Source organism: Streptomyces sp. NPDC020917, assembly GCF_044333795.1.
GTDB lineage: Bacteria > Actinomycetota > Actinomycetes > Streptomycetales > Streptomycetaceae > Actinacidiphila.
The window spans coordinates 225152-241821 of sequence record NZ_JBIRRR010000003.1 but is presented as its reverse complement, the minus strand read 5'-3'; the positions used below and the strand labels follow the sequence as shown (position 1 = coordinate 241821).

The window sequence follows — 16670 nt, the reverse complement described above, 5'->3', positions numbered from 1 at the left end:
GCGCGGCCGGAGTGCGGCACGTCGCTGCCCGCCTCGTTGATGGTGAGCAGCGAGCGCCGCCGGTCGGCGGGGTCCCGGAGCCCGGCTCACGGATCCGTACGTCTTCAGGGAGGCGATGGCCGAACCATCGCCTGCGGGGTGAGCCGCTGTGAGCGGGCCGGGCCGGCGGGGGTGATCGGTCTCTCGCGGTCGATCTGCGCCAGGACGGTCAGCTCCGGAGCCGTCAGGAGCGCGATGGCGGCAGTCTCGTGGGAGCGCCGCTTGGGCATTCCCAGCGCCCCACGGATCGGCGTCACCGTGGAGCGGGTCAAGGCATCGCGGACTCCCATGAATAGAAGGTTAACCTTCGAAACTCATGTTTGCAAGCTTGAGCTTCCTAGTTTCGCTCGAGGGCGCGGGCCCGGTGGTCGAGGATCCCGCCCTCGTCCCGCTGAGGAAGGTCAACGTTGCAAGGCCCACCTTCTGAGATTACGGTTCTCTCCATGGACTCGCGTGACGCCCTGAATCTCTCCACCGCCACCGCGATTCAGGTGGCGCTCGGGATGCTCAAGCGGCGTACCCGCGAGGCCCACATGGACGGTGATGTGACGACTCCCGAGCTGACCGTGCTGGCGCAGATCGACCGCAGCGGTCCGATCACGATCGCCGATCTCGCCCGCCTGCAGCAGATCACCCCGCAGGCGATGGGCTCGACCGTCGCGTCACTGGAGAAGCACGGACTCGTGAGCCGGGCCCCGGACCCCCATGACCGTCGCCGATCGTTGCTGACGGTGAGCGGCACGGGCAGCGACATGCTGCACTCCAGCCGGGACGCGGTCTCCGGCCTCATGGCAGCCGCGCTCGGCGAGTCGTTCACGGACGACGAGGTCGCCACCCTCGCCGCCGCCGCCCCGCTCCTCGAACGCCTCGCACAGTCTTTCTGACAGGTGCACCACGGCTGACCGACTCAGCCCTCGCGGTGCGTCGCCGGCAACCGGTCCCTCTCACGTTCCAGGCGGCGGGTCGAAGGCGGTCGCGAGTGAACCCGGGGTGACCGGGGTGCGCTGGCCGGCGCCGGAGACGGGCAGGCGGGCGCCGTCGAGGGCGGGGTCGACGTAGCGGGCGAACCATTCGTCGAGGCGGGCGGCCAGGTCGGCGCGGGTGCGGGAGTGCTCGGGGGAGTCGGCCAGGTTGCGGTCCTCGCCGGGGTCCGCGGCGAGGTTGTACAGCTCGTGCGGGCCGTGGGGGTAGCGGTGGACGTACTTCCAGTCGCGGGTGCGGATCATGCGGACGGGGCCGTACTCGTCGTAGACGACGACGCGGTCGTGGCCGGAGGCGTGGTCGGCGTCCGCGAGCAGGGGGGCGAAGGAGCGGCCCGGCAGTTCGGGGTCGGGGACGTGGTCCAGGCCGAGGTGGTCGACCAGGGTGGGCAGCACGTCGTACTGCGACAGCAGGGCGTCGCAGACGCGCCCGCCGGGGATGCGGCCCGGCTGCGCGGCGATGAACGGCACCAGTACCGAGCTGTCGTACATGTTCTGCGGGAAGGTGCCGTTGCCCTTGCCCCAGATGCCGTGGTGGCCGGCGTTGAAGCCGTTGTCGCTGGTGAAGACGACCAGGGTCGATTCGGTCAGGCCGAGCGCGTCGAGCCGGTCCAGGACGCGGCCGATGGCGGCGTCCATCGCGGTGGTCGCCGCGAAGTAGCCGATGAGGGCCTGCCGGGTGTCGAGTTCGCCACCGACCGGGGAGCCGTCGTCGGCGAAGGGCTGCCAGGGGTGCGGCGGGCCCTGCGGGCAGGTCTCGAAGGCGCAGTCCTCGTACAACTCGGTGTAGCGGCTGGGGTGCTGGCCCTTCCAGGGCTTGTGGGGCGCGGTGAAGTGCAGGGAGAGGTGGAAGGGTTCGGGGCGCTCGGCCTCGGCGGCGAGGAACCGCTCGGCGTCCGCGGCGAGGGCGTCGGTGAGGTAGTCGGGTTCCTCGGTACGCTCCCCGTCGCGGTACATCGGCGCGCCGCGGTACGGGCCGCCGCCGCTCTCGTGGGCGTACCAGTGGACGAAGCCGGGGCGGGGCCGGTCGTTGGCCCCCAGGTGCCACTTGCCGCTGAGGCCGAGGCGGTAGCCGGCGGTGGCGAGCAGGTCGGTGAAGAGGGTCCGGCCGGCGAGGAAGTCGACGCCGGTGCGGCCCGCGTGGTGGTAGGAGAGCCAGTCGTGGACGCCGTGCTGGGAGGGCAGTTGGCCGGTGAACAGCGAGGCGCGGGCCGGTGAGCAGACCGGCGAGGTGCAGAAGAAGCGGCTGAGGAGTACGCCGCCGGCCGCCAGCGCGTCCAGCCGGGGGGTGCGGATCTCGTGGTTGCCCGCGCAGCCCATGGCCCACGGGCCCTGGTCGTCGGAGAGGATCAGCAGGACGTTGGGGCGGTCCGGATCGTGGCTGGCCATGGCTCTCCCTGTGGCGTGGGCGTGACGCGTCGGACACAGGGGCGCCGGACGCCGGGCGGGCGCCGGATCGACGGCCGCCGGGCCCTGGACGTTCGGCCCCCTGGACGCCTCACATGCTCAGTGCCGACGGCGGGAGCAGTCAATCGCTGCGAGCGTATGAATCGCTAATGAATCATGGTGCGGCTCACTCTGGCGCCGGAAACATTCCTGCAACGATCCATGCAACGCGCGAGTCATCTGCAATTCATACCCTCGGACACCGCTTGTTCTCGTCAATGTCCTGAGGCAATCATATGGCCACGCCTTCCCCGACCCAGGGTCACCGTCACCCGAGGAGTGCAGGTATGTCCGCTGCCAGACAGTCCACGGACGCCGCGAAGACCGGCCGTCCCTTCTCCCGCCGTGCCGTCCTCGGCGCGGTCCTCGCCACGGCCGCCGGGCTCACCGCCGCCTGCGGCTCCGGCTCGGCCTCGGGCGGGGGCGGCGCCGACTCGTTCACCTACTGGTCGATGTGGAAGCAGGACGAACCCCAGGCCAAGGTGCTCCAGGCGGCGATCGCGCAGTTCACCAAGGACACCGGCATCAAGGTCAGCGTCCAGTGGAAGGGCCGCCAGGTCATCCAGCAACTGGCACCCACCCTCAACACCGGGAACGTCCCCGCCGACCTGGTCGACTCCGCCGACCGCTTCGCCTACGCCCAGCTCCAGGCCACCGGTCAGGCCCTCGACCTCACCCCGGTACTGAAACTGCCGATCCCGGGGGAGAGCGGCAGCACCGTCGGCAGCGTCGTCCCCGCCAAGTACCACTCCCTCAGCACCACCGCCGGCACCCTGTGGCAGATCCCCTACGAGATCATCACCACCCAGATCTGGTACGACGGCCACGCCCTCCCCGACGTCGCCGCCCAACCCCCCGCCACCTGGGCGGAGTTCAGTGACCTGCTGGCCTCGCGCAAGGCGTCCCGCGGCGACGGCCCGCTCGCGCTGGACGCCGACGTCCCCGACTACGCCGCTTACTGGACGTACTACGCGGTGCTGCGCGACCTCGGCCCCGGCGCCTTCGGCAAGGCCGCCACCGACAAGAGCGGCGCACTGCTGAAGGCGGACGGCTTCGTCGACGCGCTGCGCCACGTCGAGGCACTCGTCAAGGCCGACGACTTCACCAAGGGGTACGACGGCTCCAAGTGGCCCGCAGTCCAGCAGAAGTGGGCCAAGGGCAAGTCCGACTTCCTGCTCCTGGGCACCTTCGCGCCCAGCGAGACCTCGACGTTCGCCTCCTCCGCCTTCGCCTACCGCTCCTTCCCGTTCCCGGCCTTCACCTCCGGCGGCGACACCTCCCAGGACATCTCCCTCATCGGGTTCTCCATCCCGAAGAAGGCCCGGCACGCCGCGGCCGCACAGAAGTTCATCGCCTACTTCCTCGCCAAGGAACGCCTCCAGGGCATCGCCACCCAGGCCAAGAACATCACCCCCCGCGCGGACATCGCCGCCCCCGTCGAACTCGCCGACGCGCAGAAGGCGCTCACCGCCGGGAACGTCGTCAAGACCCTGGACGGTGTGAAGGAGACCGCCGCCGAGTGGTACACCAAGGTGTTCCTCCCGCTGAACACCAGCTTCCTCACCGGCCACCTCACCGCTCAGTCCTTCGCGGACAAGCTCGCCGCCAACTCCGCCTCCTACTGGAAGACGGCCTCGTGACGGCCACCGACACGCTGCGCCCGGGCCGGGCCGCACCCGCCGCAGCCCGGCGGCGCTCCACCGCCGGGCCGGGCGGCATCCGGCACAGCCCGCTCACCGCCCGCCGCCGGAAGCTGTTCTGGCCGCTGGTGCTGCCCGCCGCCGCCGTGTACGTCGTCTTCTTCGCCGGCCCGTCGCTGTTCACCCTCTGGCTGAGCCTCAACAAGTGGGCCGGGGCCGGCCCCATGACCTTCACGGGCCTGGACAACTACCGAAGGCTCTTCCAGGACCCGACGTTCCGGCACTCCTTCACCAACACCCTCTGGATCATCTTCGGCGCGGGCGGGCTGACCTTCCTGGTCTCCTTCGGGCTGACCATGGTCCTGCGCGACATGAAGGGCCGCAAGGCCGCCCGCTCCATCCTCTTCTTCCCCAACATCGTGCCCAGCGTCGTCATCGCGATCCTGTGGGGATTCCTCTTCCAGCAGGGCGGCCCGGTCGACTCCGTCACGAAGGCCACCGGCCTGCCCGCCGTCAACTGGCTCGGCCAGGAGAACCTCTTCAAGGTCATCATGATCGGCCTGGTGTGGACCTCCACCGGCTTCTACACCACCATCCTGATGGCCGCCGTCGACCAGATCCCGCCGGAGCTCTACGAGGACTGCGACCTGGCCGGCGCCAACGCCCTGCAGAAGTTCCGGCACGTCACCCTGCCGCTGATGTGGGACGTGGTCGGCGTGTGCGCGGTGCTGTGGACCATCTCCGCGGTGAAGGTCTTCGAGTTCATCTACGCCTTCGCCGGCGCCGCGGGCCAGATGCCCGACACCGGCGTGTGGAACACCGCGCTGTACACCTACGGCGAGGCGTTCGCGTCCGGCGGCGTCCCCCGCTACGGCTCCGCCGCCGCCAGCGCCGTCGTCATGCTCGCCCTCGTCGGCGTGCTCGTCGTCCTGATCCGCCGGCTCATGCGCCGCGACTCCGTGCAGTACTGAGCCGCCCCCAGCAGTCCCGGGCGGCCCCGACCCGACCCCGACCGTTCCGCACCCCCTCGTCACGGAGGCATTCCCGATGGCTGTCGCCAGTCCCGGCCGCTCACCCGGCCCGCTCGCCCGCCGGCTGCGCCGGCTCACCGCCGGCCGGCTGTTCGGCGTCCCCCTGGTCTGGCTGTTCGCCGCCTTCAACGTCTTCGTCGCCCTGTGGCTGCTGCTGTCGTCCGTGAAGACCTCCGACGCGATCTTCAGCTCGCCCTGGCGGCTCCCGCACACCCTCAGCTGGGGGAACTACGCACGGGCCTGGACCGGCGGGCAGTTCGGGCACGCCGCGCTCAACACCGTCGTGGTCGTGGGCGGCACCGCCGCGATCACCGTCCTGCTGGCCGCACCCGCCGCCTACGCCCTCAGCCGCATCACCACCCGGATCAACTCCGTGCTCACCCTGTCCTTCGCCCTGGGCCTGGGCATCCCCGCCCAGATGGCGATGCTGCCGCTGTTCGTGTTCATGAACCGGCTCCAACTGGTCAACAGCCTGTTCGGCCTGGTCGTCGTGTACGTGGCGACCTCCCTGCCGTTCGCCGTGTTCTTCCTCACCGGCTTCTTCGCCACCCTCCCGGTCGAACTGGAGGAGGCCGCCGCGCTGGACGGCGCCACACCGCTGCGGACCTTCTGGCAGATCATGCTGCCGATGGCGCGCGGCGGACTGGTCACCGTACTGATCCTCAACATCATCCAGCACTGGGGTGAGACGGTCTTCGCCCTCGTCTTCATCCAGACCACCGACCACCAGACCCTGTCGCTGGCGCTGCTCGGCTTCCTCCAGCAGATGCAGTACAACGGCGCCGACTGGGGAGGTCTGTTCGCCGGCGTGGCTCTCGTCGTCCTTCCCGTGCTCGCCTGCTACGTATGGCTGGGCCGTCGGATCATCGAGGGAATGACCGTCGGCTCCGTCAAGTGAGCCGAGCCACAGGGGGATTGAGGACACCATGACCGCAGCCCACGAGCTGAAATTCCGTCAACTGGCCGCCGAGCTGCGGCAGCAGATGCGCCAAGGCGTCTGGCCGGCCGACGGACGGCTGCCCACCGAGAAGGAACTCGCCGCGAGCAGCGGTACCTCGGTGAGCACGGTGCGCCGCGCCGTCGACGAACTCGTCGCCGAGGGCCTGGTGGTCCGGCGGCAGGGCTCGGGCACCTTCGTCGTCCCGCCCAGCGCCCCCGGCCCCGGCCGCGCCCTGGTCGGCGTGAGCGTCCCCGACACCGCCTTCTACTACCCGAAGGTCCTGCGCGGCATCGAGGAGACCCTGTCCGCCGCGGGCGCCCGGCTGCTGTTCGCCTGCTCCGACTACGACCAGAAGCGCGAGGACAAGGACGTACGCGACATGCTGGAGGCCGGGGTCGACGGCCTGCTCCTCGTCCCCACCCTCAACGGGCCAGAGCCGGCCAGGGACTACCTCGCGCGGCTCGCGGCACTGCCCGTGCCGACCGTGCTGGTCGAGCGGCGCGACGCCTCCCTGGAAAGCACCAACGAATACGTCTGCACCCACCACGAAGCCGGTGCCTACGACGCGGTCCGCCACCTCGCCGGCCTCGGCCACCAGGCGATCGGCCTGGTCCTGCGCGACCCCAGCCCCACCTCAGGCCCGGTCGCCGAGGGCTTCCACCAGGCGGCGGGCGAACGGGGCCTGGCCACCGTGGAGTTCCGCGCCGCCCGCCAGGAGTGGAGCCCCGCGGCAGCCGACCGATGCCTGGCGGCACTGCGCGAAGCCGAGGTGACCGCCGCCGTCTGCTTCGGCGACCGGCAGGCCGCACTGCTGCTCGGCGCCGCCCGCCGCGCCGGCCTCACCGTGCCCGGCGACCTCGCCCTGGTCGCCTACGACGACGAGATCGCCGAAGTCGCCGACATCCCGCTGACCGCCGTCGCACCCCCCAAACGGCAGCTCGGCCAGGCCGCGGCACGCACCCTGCTGCGCCGCCTCGACGACCCGCAACTCGCCCTCAGCCGGGTCCTGCTGCGCCCGGCCATCATCGTCCGGCAGTCCTGCGGAGCCACGCAGCACACCGGGACCACGACCTCCGAGGAGAGCACCACGTGACCGACATGAGGCTCGGCCTGATCGGCGCCGGCGCCGTGGGCGTGCTGCACGCCGAAGCCGCCGCCGCCACCCCCGGCGTGCGGGTGACGGCGGTCTGCGACATCGTCGCCGACACCGCGCGCCGCGTCGCCGGGCCGCTGGACGCCGCGGTCTTCACCGACCACCGCGAACTCGTCGCCTCCGGCGCGGTGGACGCCGTCGTCGTCAACACCCCGCACGCCCTGCACACCGGCATCGTCACCGCCGCCGCGGCCGCGGGCCTGCACGTGCTGGTCGAGAAGCCCATGGCCACGCGCGCCGCGGACTGCGCCCTCATGGCGAGCGCCTGCGCGGACGCCGGGGTGGTCCTGTTCGTCGGCCACATCCAGCACTTCCTGCCCCCGGTCGCCGCCGCCAAGGCCGCGATCGACGCGGGCGCCGTCGGTGCCGTGCGCGCCGTCCACGACTGGCGCAGCACCGACTACGGGCCCGGCACGCGTCCTGCGTGGTTCTTCGACCCCGCCGTCTCCGGCGGCGGCGTGTTCATCAACATCGGCACCCACTGCGTGGACCGGCTTCTGTGGCTGACCGGCCGGCGCCCCGTCGCGGTGGCGGCCACCGCGGTCCACCGCGGGGACCTGGCCGTGGAGACCGACGTCCTGGCCCGCATCGAACTGGAGGGCGGGATCGCCGGGCACATCACGGTCACCAGCACCCGACTGCCCGCCCGCGACGAACTCACCGTGATCGGCGAACGCGGCACCATCCGCGTGTCCCGCGGTAGCGGCGCGGTGCTCCACCCGGACGACGGCACCGGACCTGTCGTCCTGGCCGAGGAGACCGCCGCCGACGTCCCCACCGCGTTCCTCGACCAACTCGCCGCGTTCGCCGCGGCGGTCCGCGGCGAGCAGCCCCCCGCCGTACCCGCCTCCTACGGCCTCCAGGTCATCGAGACCGTCGAGTCCGTCTACGCCTCCTGCGCCGCGGGCGGCCGGGTCGTCCCGCTGCCCACGGTAGAGGCGTCCGTTGCCTGAGCGGCATGAAGTGCCGTGCGGACGGCGGGCGTTCAGCACACTCGGCTGCCCGGACGCGGACGTGGGCGAAGTGGCCCGGCTGGCCGCCGCGTACGGCTGCACCGGCGTGGAACTGCGCTGCGCGCCGCCCGAGGGGCTGCTCACCCCCGCATCGCCGCCGGCCGAACGGGTCCGGGTGGCCGCCCGGTTGCGTGCGGCCGGGGTGCGCGCCCTGTGGCTGTCCACGTACGTGCGGGTCGCGGAGGAGGCGAGCCGGGACGAGGAGTGCGCGGAGCGGCTGGACGCACTGCTGAACCTGGCCGCCGACGTGGGAGCGGCGGGCGTGCGCGTGTTCGCCGGTGCGGCGCGCCCCGGGCCGGAGGCGGACGCCCGCGCGGTACGGCGGTTGCGTGCGGCAGCGGGGCGGGCAGCCGACGCCGGCACGCGGCTGCTGCTGGAGACCCACGACTCGCACCCCGCAGCCGCGGACGTGGCGCGGGTCCTCGAAGCCGTGGACCACCACGCCGTGGGCGCGGTCTGGGACGTGCTGCACACCTGGCGTGCGGGGGAGAGCCCGGCCGAGTCGGTCACCGTACTGGCGCCCTGGCTGCACCACGTACAGATCAAGGACGCGGCCACCAGCGACGACCCCCGCCCCGTACTGCCCGGCACCGGGGCGGTCCCGCTGACCGAGGTGCACGCCGCGCTCGCGGCCGAGGACTACCGCGGCTGGCTCTGCCTGGAGTGGGAGAAGCGGTGGTTCCCGCAGGCACCCGCGCTCTCCGAAGCCCTCCGCCACGCCTTCGGCGAACCGGCTCCCGGCGAACCGGCGAACGAGGCCGCGCCCCAGCCGTACGCCACCCCTTCGTAGGGCGCACCACGCCGCACCACACCACGCCACGCCACGCCGCACAGCACCACGCCGCACCCTGCGGACCCTCCTGCACGAGCCCCTGGAAACCCCCTTTCACCGTGGAGGCACACCATGCACGACACCCCTGCAGGACACCTCGGCCGGCGCGGATTCCTGGCGGCGGCCGCCCTCGCCCTCGGCGGTCTGGCGGGTGCGGTCCAGCTCGGCCCGGGCGCCGCACCCGCCCGGGCGGACGACGCGTACGCCGCCCTGCGCGCCCTGTGGGCCGAGATCGTCACCGGCGGTGCCATCGACCCCACCGACGACGCCTACACCACCGCCCTGAAGGACCTGTCCACCAGCGCCACCGGCCAGTGGAACTCCCTGTCCGCCGACGCCGCCGCGAACAGCCTGTGGCCGGGCCTCACCCTCACCACCCCGGCCAACATGACCAGCAGCTACAAGCAGTTGGCGACCATGGCGACCGCGTACGCCACCCCCGGCACCACCGCCACCGACGGCACCGCGCGCGCCCTGTACGGCAACCCCGCGCTCGGCGCGGCCGTCGTCACCGGCCTCGACTTCCTCCACGCCCAGGTGTACAACACCGACACCGCCGAATCCGGCAACTGGTGGGAGTGGGAGATCGGTTCGCCCGCAGCGCTGACCAGCGCGGCCGTCCTCGTCCACCCGCTGCTCTCGTCGGACCAGCTGGACGGCTACCTCGCCGCGGTCGACCACTTCGTCCCCGACCCGGCCTTCAACAAGTACGGCTCGGCCCGGTCGACGTCCACCGGCGCCAACCGCGTGGACCTGTGCCAGGTCGTCGCCGTGCGGGGCATCCTCGGCGGCAGCAGCGAGCGCATCGCCACGGCCGTCACCGCACTGTCCGACGCCTTCCCGTACGTCACCTCCGGCGACGGGCTGTACGCCGACGGGTCGTTCGTCCAGCACACCACCATCCCCTACACCGGCACCTACGGCATGGTCCTGCTACGCGACCTCGCCGCGCTCTTCCAACTCCTGGCCGGCTCCGACTGGGCCATCACCGACCCGCTGTCCGCCCACGTGTACACCTCGGTCGACACCGCGTTCCGGCCGTGGATATGGAACGGGCTGTGCATGGACGCGGTACGTGGCAGGGCTGTCAGCCGCCCGGGCGAAACCGACTTCGAGGACGGCAACTTCGTCATCCAGGCCGTGCTGCGGGCCGCCGCGTCCGCCCCGACCACCGCGCAGGCCGACCACTTCAGGAGCCTGGCGAAGGGCTGGATCACCCGGGGCGAGGCATACGCACCGTACGCCGACACCGCGTCCGTCCCGGCGATCGCCCTGGCGCGGCCGGTCCTCGACGACGCCTCGGTGACGGCCGCCGCGGAAGCCGCCGGGCACGTCCAGTTCCCCGCCATGGACCGCGTCGTGCACCGCGGTGACGGCTGGGCCTACGCCCTTGCGATGTCCTCGGCCCGCATCGCCCGCTACGAGTCGATGAACGGCGAGAACCTGCACGGCTGGCACACCGGCGACGGCATGGGCTACCTCTACCTCGCCGCCGACCCGGCGCACTTCACCGACGCCTACTGGCCGACCGCCGACCCGCACCGCCTGCCCGGCACCACCGTGGAGACCCGCACCCTCGCCGACGCCGCCGGCGCCGGCACCCTCCCCACCGCGACCTGGGTCGGCGGGGCGAGCCTGTCGGGCACGTACGGCTGCGCGGGCATGGACTTCCAGCAGTACGGCTCCACCCTGACCGCGCGGAAGTCCTGGTTCTTCCTGGACGACTCGATCGCCTGCCTCGGCGCGGGCATCAGCGGGGGCAGCGGCGGCGAGGTCGTCACCACCCTGGAGAACCGCAACCTGCACGCGGACGGCGGCAACACCCTCACCGTGGACGGCACCGCCCAACCGGGCACGCTCGGCTGGACAGACACCCTCACCGGGGCGTCCTGGGCCCACCTGGCGGAAGTCGGCGGCTACCTCTTCCCCGGCGGCGCAACTGTGCAGGCCGCCCGCACCGCCCGCACCGGCGCCTGGAGGGACATCAACACGGTATCCGGCACCACCGACACGCTCGCCCGGCACTACGTCTCCCTGTGCCTGTCCCACGGCACCGCGCCCGCCGCGGCCTCGTACGCCTACGTGCTGCTGCCCGGCTTCACCAAGGAACGCACCGCAACCCGCGCCGCCGCGCCCACCGTCACCGTGCTGTCCAACACCGCCTCCGTCCAGGCGGTCCGCGACAGCGCGAGCGGTGTCATCGCGGCGAACTTCTTCACGGCGGGCTCCGCGGGCGGCATCACGGTCTCCGCGCCCTGCTCCGTCATCACCCGGCAGAGCGGCGGCCACCTGGTGGTCGGCGTCTGCGACCCGTCCCGCGCGGCCACCTCCGTCACGGTCCAACTCGTCCTCGGCGGAACGCTGATCAGCGCCGACGACGCCGTCACCGTCACGCAGTCGACGCCGACCCTCACCCTCGCCTTCGACCTCGCCGGCGCGGCCGGTGCCACACGCGAGGCCACCTTCGCCCTCACCTCCGCGACCCTGCCCGCGGTCGCTGACGGCTACGTCCGGGACGGCTCCTACGCCGCGACCGGTTACGGAACCGCCACCACCCTGGTCGTCAAGAACGCCACCGGCAGCGGCTACACCCGCCAGTCCTACCTGGCCTTCGACACCTCCGCCGTCCTCGGCCCGATCAGCGCCGCCACCCTCTCGGCCTACGGCCGCGTCTCCGACGGCGGCGGCGACACCACCCAGCTCACCGCCTACGCCGTCGCCGACACCGCCTGGACGGAGTCCGCGTTGACCTGGGACACCAAGCCCGCCCTCGGCGCCGCCCTGTCCACCGCCACAGCCACCACGACCCGGGCCACCCTCGACTTCGACGTGACCGCCCACGTCCCCGCCACCCCGAGCGGTCCCCTCTCCTTCGCCCTCGCCGAGGACGCCCCGGGCCTCGCTGTCATCCTCACCTCCCGCGAGGACCCCACCACCCCACCCACCCTCCACCTCGACCTGACCGCCCCCGCGTCCAGTTCGCACCGGCCACACCCCATCCCGCGCCGGCGTCGTCCCCGTCCACGCGGAGGACGTGCGTGAACTCGGCGTAGACGCCCAGCGCGAGGACGGCCGCCTGCCGGACGCGGCCGTCCTCGAACGCCGCGGACTGCACGAACCTGCCCACCGCCTCCTCCCTGGGTAAGGGATGGTTCATGGGTTCGTCAGGCAGGTCATAGCGACACAAAGGGCTGATCGGGCGCCGGCCGCCGTGCCGCTGCAGATCACCGGGTTGAGCAAGCCAAGTCCGCCGACCGGTACGCGGTGCGCGACCTGTCGTTCCGCGTCGAACCCGGCCAGGTCCTCGGCCTGCTGGGGCCGAACGGGGCGGGAGTGCGGCCGCCGCCTGATCGGGGCGGCCGCACGGCATCGGCGGAGGTCAGCCCTGGACGATCGGGAGCTGGACGTCCCAGCGGACGGCCTCGGCGCCGGTCACGTCGGTGACGGTGAGCGGTACCTGGAGCGGGCCGGCGGTGATCGGCCGCACGATGACCTGGGCGGTGACGGTGGCATGCGGCGGGACGGTCACCCGGCCCGGCTCCAGGACTCCGCTTCCGACGTAGTCAGGCGAGGCGTTCCGCCACTCCACCACGACTGGTCTGGACCAATGATTGGTGAGCTGCATCGCGGTGCTCACCGGCTGCCCGGCGCCGCCCGGGGCCAGCCGCACCGGGCCTGGTACGGCGTCCACCGATGGGCCGTCGACCTGGGTCGTGGCGGTCGCGCGTGCGCCGGGCGAGCCCGGTACGGCGGCGTCGACCTGTACCCGGTACCCGCCCACTGTCGCGGCCAGTGGCAGCGAGACCCGCCAGCGCACGGTCGCCTGCCGTCCTGGGGCCAGATTGACAGGCCCGGACAGGAGGTGGGAGCTCAGCGCCGTGGCGTCGTTCACCGACGCCACGCTCAACTGCGGTCGCACGCCGCTGATCCGCTCGCTGCCGCCGTTGGTGATGACGGCGGTCACGGTGTTGCCGCCGTTGAAGTCCATGCTCGCGGGCGCGCGCACCGATACCTGCAGCGCACTCGCCGGGGCGGTCAGGAACTGCACCTCCCCGGTCTGCGCCCGGCCGCCGGAGGGGCCGACATACCGCAGCCACCGGTAGGCCGTCATGTCCGTGACCTGCAGCACGTTCCAGTCCGCGGTCGGCCGCCATCGCACCGTCGCCAGCACGTGGCAGCCGCTGTCCGGGCCGTCCGTGCAGCCCTGGAAGGTGCCGCCGATCATCGCGTCCTCGGCCGCGCTGGCCGGGTCCTTCGCGGGGTCGGGGTTGCCGCTCCCGTTGCCGGCCGTCATCGACGCCATGGCGGGTACGAAGCGCACCGCCGAGACCGGCGCCGCCCCTGCGGCCCCCAGATCGAGACCGGCATACCCCGGCGCGCCCCCGGTGTCGCCGCCGACCGACACGGCGCTCAGCACATTCCCGTCGAAGGCCGCCCCGGCCGGGCTGCCGTCGCTGCTGTAGGGGCTGCCGGTCAGCGTCCGGGCGCCGGACGGGATCGGCTCCGGCAGGCCCGGGGGTGCGCCGATCGCGTCCACCCGGTCCTGGAAGGCGAAGAGGTCCGAGGCCCGCGGTCCGCCCCATGTCACCGCGGCGAGCATCTCCAGGGGCCGGGGGATGAACGACCGCATGTAGCTGACCGGGTCCGCTGGGGTGAGCCGGTCGCCCCACTCCGGGGCCTCGTACCCGAGCAGGTGCGCGCTCGGCTGGGGGTGCCAATTGGCGTAGTAGTCACCGTCGTTGGCGATGATCCAGCTGTGAGTGGTGTTCCCCGGGTACGTCCCCGGGACGATGTAGAGACCGCTGGCGTCGGTGCCCACGGTGTCGTAGCCGAGGTTGGTGTAGTCGCTCTCCGGGGCCAGCCAGCCGTCGATGATCACGTTCTTGTCCGGGCCGTAGGTGCCGCCGCCGGCGTAGTCCCACCAGTCCCACATCTCAGGGCGCTTGCCGAGACCGCTGACCACGGCCGCGACCTTGTTCTGCCATGTGGTGAAGACGTCCTGGGTGCTGGCGTACCCGTTGGCCTTGGCGTAGTCGACCAGTTCCGGGCATTCCGACTGGTGCGAGTGGACCGGGTACTCGTCGCCGCCGAGGTGGAAGACCGAGGAGTAGCGGAAGAGCGGGACGAACTCCTGGAGGAGGTTGGTCACCACGGTGAGCGTCCTGGGGTTGGTGACGTCCAGGTCGACACCGCCCTGCGCGTAGTGGGTGGTGCCGTCGAGGCCGAACGCCGGGCAGGTGAAGGCGAGTCCGGTGTCGTAGTGCGTCAGAACCCGGGAGTGCCCGGGAACGTCCATCTCGGGGACAAGGTCCACGTGGTAGCGGTGCGCGTACTCCACGATCGACTGGATGTCGGAGTGGCTGTAGGACTGGATGTTGGCGAGTCCGGGGTATGTGCTGCTGCGCAGCCGGAAGGCCTCGTCGTCGGTGAAGTGGATATGGACCTCGTCCATCTTGTTCCAGGCCGCGAGCCGGATCTGCTGCTCGACATCGGCGACCGGCTGGAAATGCCGCGCCACGTCCAGCTGGATCCCGCGGGTCCGGAACAACGGCCAGTCCTCGGCCTGCCCTTGGGGCAGCCGGTCCCGCCCCGGGGAGAGCTTGAGCAGCTGCTCGACGGTCTGCTCCCCGTAGAACGCCCCGGCCGGGTCCACTCCGGCGATGGTCACCGAGGAGCCGTCTACGGTCAGCCGGTAGCCGGAGGCGGCGATCTCGGTCGCGCCCTGGGTGAGAAAGAGATCCCCGGCCCCCGCTTTGTCCGCCTCGACCACCCGCAGGTCCAGCCCGGTCAGTTGTGAGGCATCCGCCGCGAACACCCTCGCGTCCTGGCCGAGTTGATCGGCGTACCGCCGGTCGACGACGATCCGGGCCCCGGCCCCCAGCTGGAAGTCCCCAGTGCCACCGACCCACCGCTGCAGCGAAGGCTCCACCCCAGGTGGCGCGTTGACCACCCCGGCCCCCACCGCTGCGGACGTCCCGCCCGCACCCAGCACCCCCGCACATAATCCCGATGCCGCAACCAGCACGCTCAACGCTCTGCGCAGACGTAGCACAGCGGGCCTCCAGTTATTGGTGGATGGCAGCGGGGAACACTGTCACAGCGGGCACCTCGCCTGTCAATGGACTCATCGATAGTCTGGCAAGTGCTGGATGCAGAGTGTGAGGGTAGCCAGCCGGCGTCTGGTCCCGCCGGTGCGAAGTGGTGTCGGCTGATGCGAGGTTCAGCGGCTCAGCGGCCCTCGTCGCGGCCCTTGCCGCCCGCGGGAAGGGCCGTGCGAAACGCCGCGGTCGACCGTGGTGGCGGGTCTGGATCGCTGCTTGGCGCGGCGACTCGTCAAGGCGTGGCCGGTCGGTTCGGGCTATGTGTGCGTAAGGCGTTGGCGTGTGTGAACTCGTGACTTACCGTCACCTCTGCCAATCGATAAGAGGTCGTGCTGGCGGCGGCGGGATCGCGGCGCCCTCCTCGACCACTTCCTCCTCCCGGGCGGCGAGGCAGCATGCTGCGGCGGCGTCGACAAGGCCGCAGACGAGCGCTGCGCATTCTGGCTCTGCGGTGACCGCGGTGGGCAGGCCATCGTTGATGCTGGCGATGCCCCGCACGGAACCACCGTCCGTGCGGGGTGCGTTGACGGGGGGTGGCAGTCGGCTGGCATGGGGCGGGTGCCCTGATCCGCGCCTGCCGAACGGCCCGCCTGCCTCGCCCGTAGCCGCCGTGCGCCCGATCGTCCTGACCGCTGCCGAACGGCGCCGGCAGCGAGGGCGGCCTACGGCCACAGCACCGCGCACCGTGACCGAGCGCGGGCGCAGATCGTGCTGCGCTACTGGTGGGCGAGCCCTGCAGGGTCGATCTCGAAGGGGAACGGCGTGTCGACCCGGGTGACGGCGCCGGCCAACGCGGTGGTGCGCTCGACGTACCGGCCGCTGTGCAGCTCAGAGATCACCAGCATGGGTGCGGGGTCACTCTCCAGCCGCCAGTAGCCGGGGATGCCGGCCTCGGCGTACAGCATGGGCTTGAACCTGCGGTCCATCGTTGCGTTGCCGGGGGAGACGAGTTCGACGACCAGCAGGACCGCCTCAGCGTCGATGGAGACGCCGTCATCGGCGGTCGCACCCGCGTCGGCAACCACGATGTCCGGCACGACCAGGCCGGATGGCAGCGTGACGTTGATGGCCTCCAGTACCTCGACCGGGGCGCCGGCAGCGAGGGCGGCCTGCTCCAGGAGGTTGGCGAGCCTGCGGCTGGCCCGTTGGTGGCGCAGACCGGGGGCGGGGGACATGACCAGCGACTCTCCGACCAGCTCGTACCGGTACCTACGGTCCTCGTCCAGGGCGAGGACGTCGTCCACGGTCCAGGGCCCGCCGTGCTGCTCGATGCTGGCAACGCTCACGTCTTCCACCTCCTCTTGTGACCGTCTCCAGTGTGCCCCGGCCGCTGGGCCCGTGTCGCCCCCGCACGCATGTGCTCAGCAGCTGGTCGCGGTGGCGAACGGACCTGCCGCGTTCGGACCAGTCACAGTCAGTGATGATCAGGGTCGTGCCGCAGCTGCGGCGCGACGCTGGCATCCGCGCCCCGGCCCGCCATGGCTCGGCCGCTGTG

At 71.9% G+C, this 16670-nt stretch carries 11 protein-coding genes and 1 pseudogene; 9 read left to right on the top strand and 3 right to left on the bottom strand.

Features of this window, described 5'->3' with window-relative positions:
* Positions 1-482 precede the first annotated feature (482 nt).
* Positions 483-923 carry a MarR family winged helix-turn-helix transcriptional regulator gene (locus ACH4TG_RS08370; RefSeq protein WP_398241385.1) on the top strand — a complete coding sequence of 147 codons (441 nt, stop codon included), beginning with the start codon at positions 483-485 and terminating at the stop codon, positions 921-923.
* 60 nt (positions 924-983) lie between these two features.
* Here ACH4TG_RS08370 and ACH4TG_RS08365 read toward each other — a convergent pair whose 3' ends face one another.
* Complete coding sequence (locus ACH4TG_RS08365) at positions 984-2408, bottom strand: sulfatase-like hydrolase/transferase (protein ID WP_398241384.1); 1425 nt, start codon at positions 2406-2408, stop codon at positions 984-986.
* A 344-nt stretch (positions 2409-2752) separates the two neighbouring features.
* Here ACH4TG_RS08365 and ACH4TG_RS08360 point away from each other — a divergent pair, with 344 nt between their 5' ends.
* The 8 genes and pseudogenes from ACH4TG_RS08360 to ACH4TG_RS08325 form a co-directional block, all read left to right on the top strand.
* Entirely contained in the window at positions 2753-4105 is a 1353-nt protein-coding gene (locus ACH4TG_RS08360) for an ABC transporter substrate-binding protein (RefSeq protein WP_398241383.1), read from the top strand.
* Complete coding sequence (locus ACH4TG_RS08355) at positions 4102-5076, top strand: carbohydrate ABC transporter permease (protein WP_398241382.1); 975 nt, start codon at positions 4102-4104, stop codon at positions 5074-5076. The genes ACH4TG_RS08360 and ACH4TG_RS08355 overlap by 4 nt, the downstream gene beginning before the upstream one ends.
* Positions 5077-5152: 76 nt before the next feature.
* A complete protein-coding gene (locus tag ACH4TG_RS08350) occupies positions 5153-6034 on the top strand; it encodes a carbohydrate ABC transporter permease (protein ID WP_398241381.1) in 882 nt (293 codons plus the stop codon).
* Between the two features lie 28 nt (positions 6035-6062).
* Complete coding sequence (locus ACH4TG_RS08345; protein ID WP_398241380.1) at positions 6063-7169, top strand: LacI family DNA-binding transcriptional regulator; 1107 nt, start codon at positions 6063-6065, stop codon at positions 7167-7169.
* Between the two features lie 5 nt (positions 7170-7174).
* Positions 7175-8182, top strand: coding sequence for a Gfo/Idh/MocA family protein (locus ACH4TG_RS08340; RefSeq protein WP_398241680.1), 1008 nt, complete (start codon positions 7175-7177; stop codon positions 8180-8182).
* Positions 8183-8243: 61 nt separating this feature from the next.
* Positions 8244-9032, top strand: coding sequence for a sugar phosphate isomerase/epimerase family protein (locus tag ACH4TG_RS08335; RefSeq protein ID WP_398241379.1), 789 nt, complete (start codon positions 8244-8246; stop codon positions 9030-9032).
* Between the two features lie 114 nt (positions 9033-9146).
* Entirely contained in the window at positions 9147-12116 is a 2970-nt protein-coding gene (locus ACH4TG_RS08330; protein WP_398241378.1) for a polysaccharide lyase family 8 super-sandwich domain-containing protein, read from the top strand.
* 157 nt (positions 12117-12273) lie between these two features.
* Positions 12274-12407: pseudogene (locus ACH4TG_RS08325) on the top strand (ABC transporter ATP-binding protein); the annotation flags it as partial.
* A 46-nt stretch (positions 12408-12453) separates the two neighbouring features.
* Here ACH4TG_RS08325 and ACH4TG_RS08320 read toward each other — a convergent pair.
* Both ACH4TG_RS08320 and ACH4TG_RS08315 read right to left on the bottom strand, forming a co-directional pair.
* The gene (locus tag ACH4TG_RS08320; RefSeq protein WP_398241377.1) at positions 12454-15003 is read right to left on the bottom strand and encodes a family 20 glycosylhydrolase; all 2550 of its coding nucleotides are present in this window, start codon (positions 15001-15003) and stop codon (positions 12454-12456) included.
* Between the two features lie 888 nt (positions 15004-15891).
* Positions 15892-16461 (bottom strand): Uma2 family endonuclease, encoded by a 570-nt coding sequence (locus ACH4TG_RS08315; RefSeq protein WP_398241376.1) that lies wholly within the window; start codon positions 16459-16461, stop codon positions 15892-15894.
* Positions 16462-16670 lie beyond the last annotated feature (209 nt).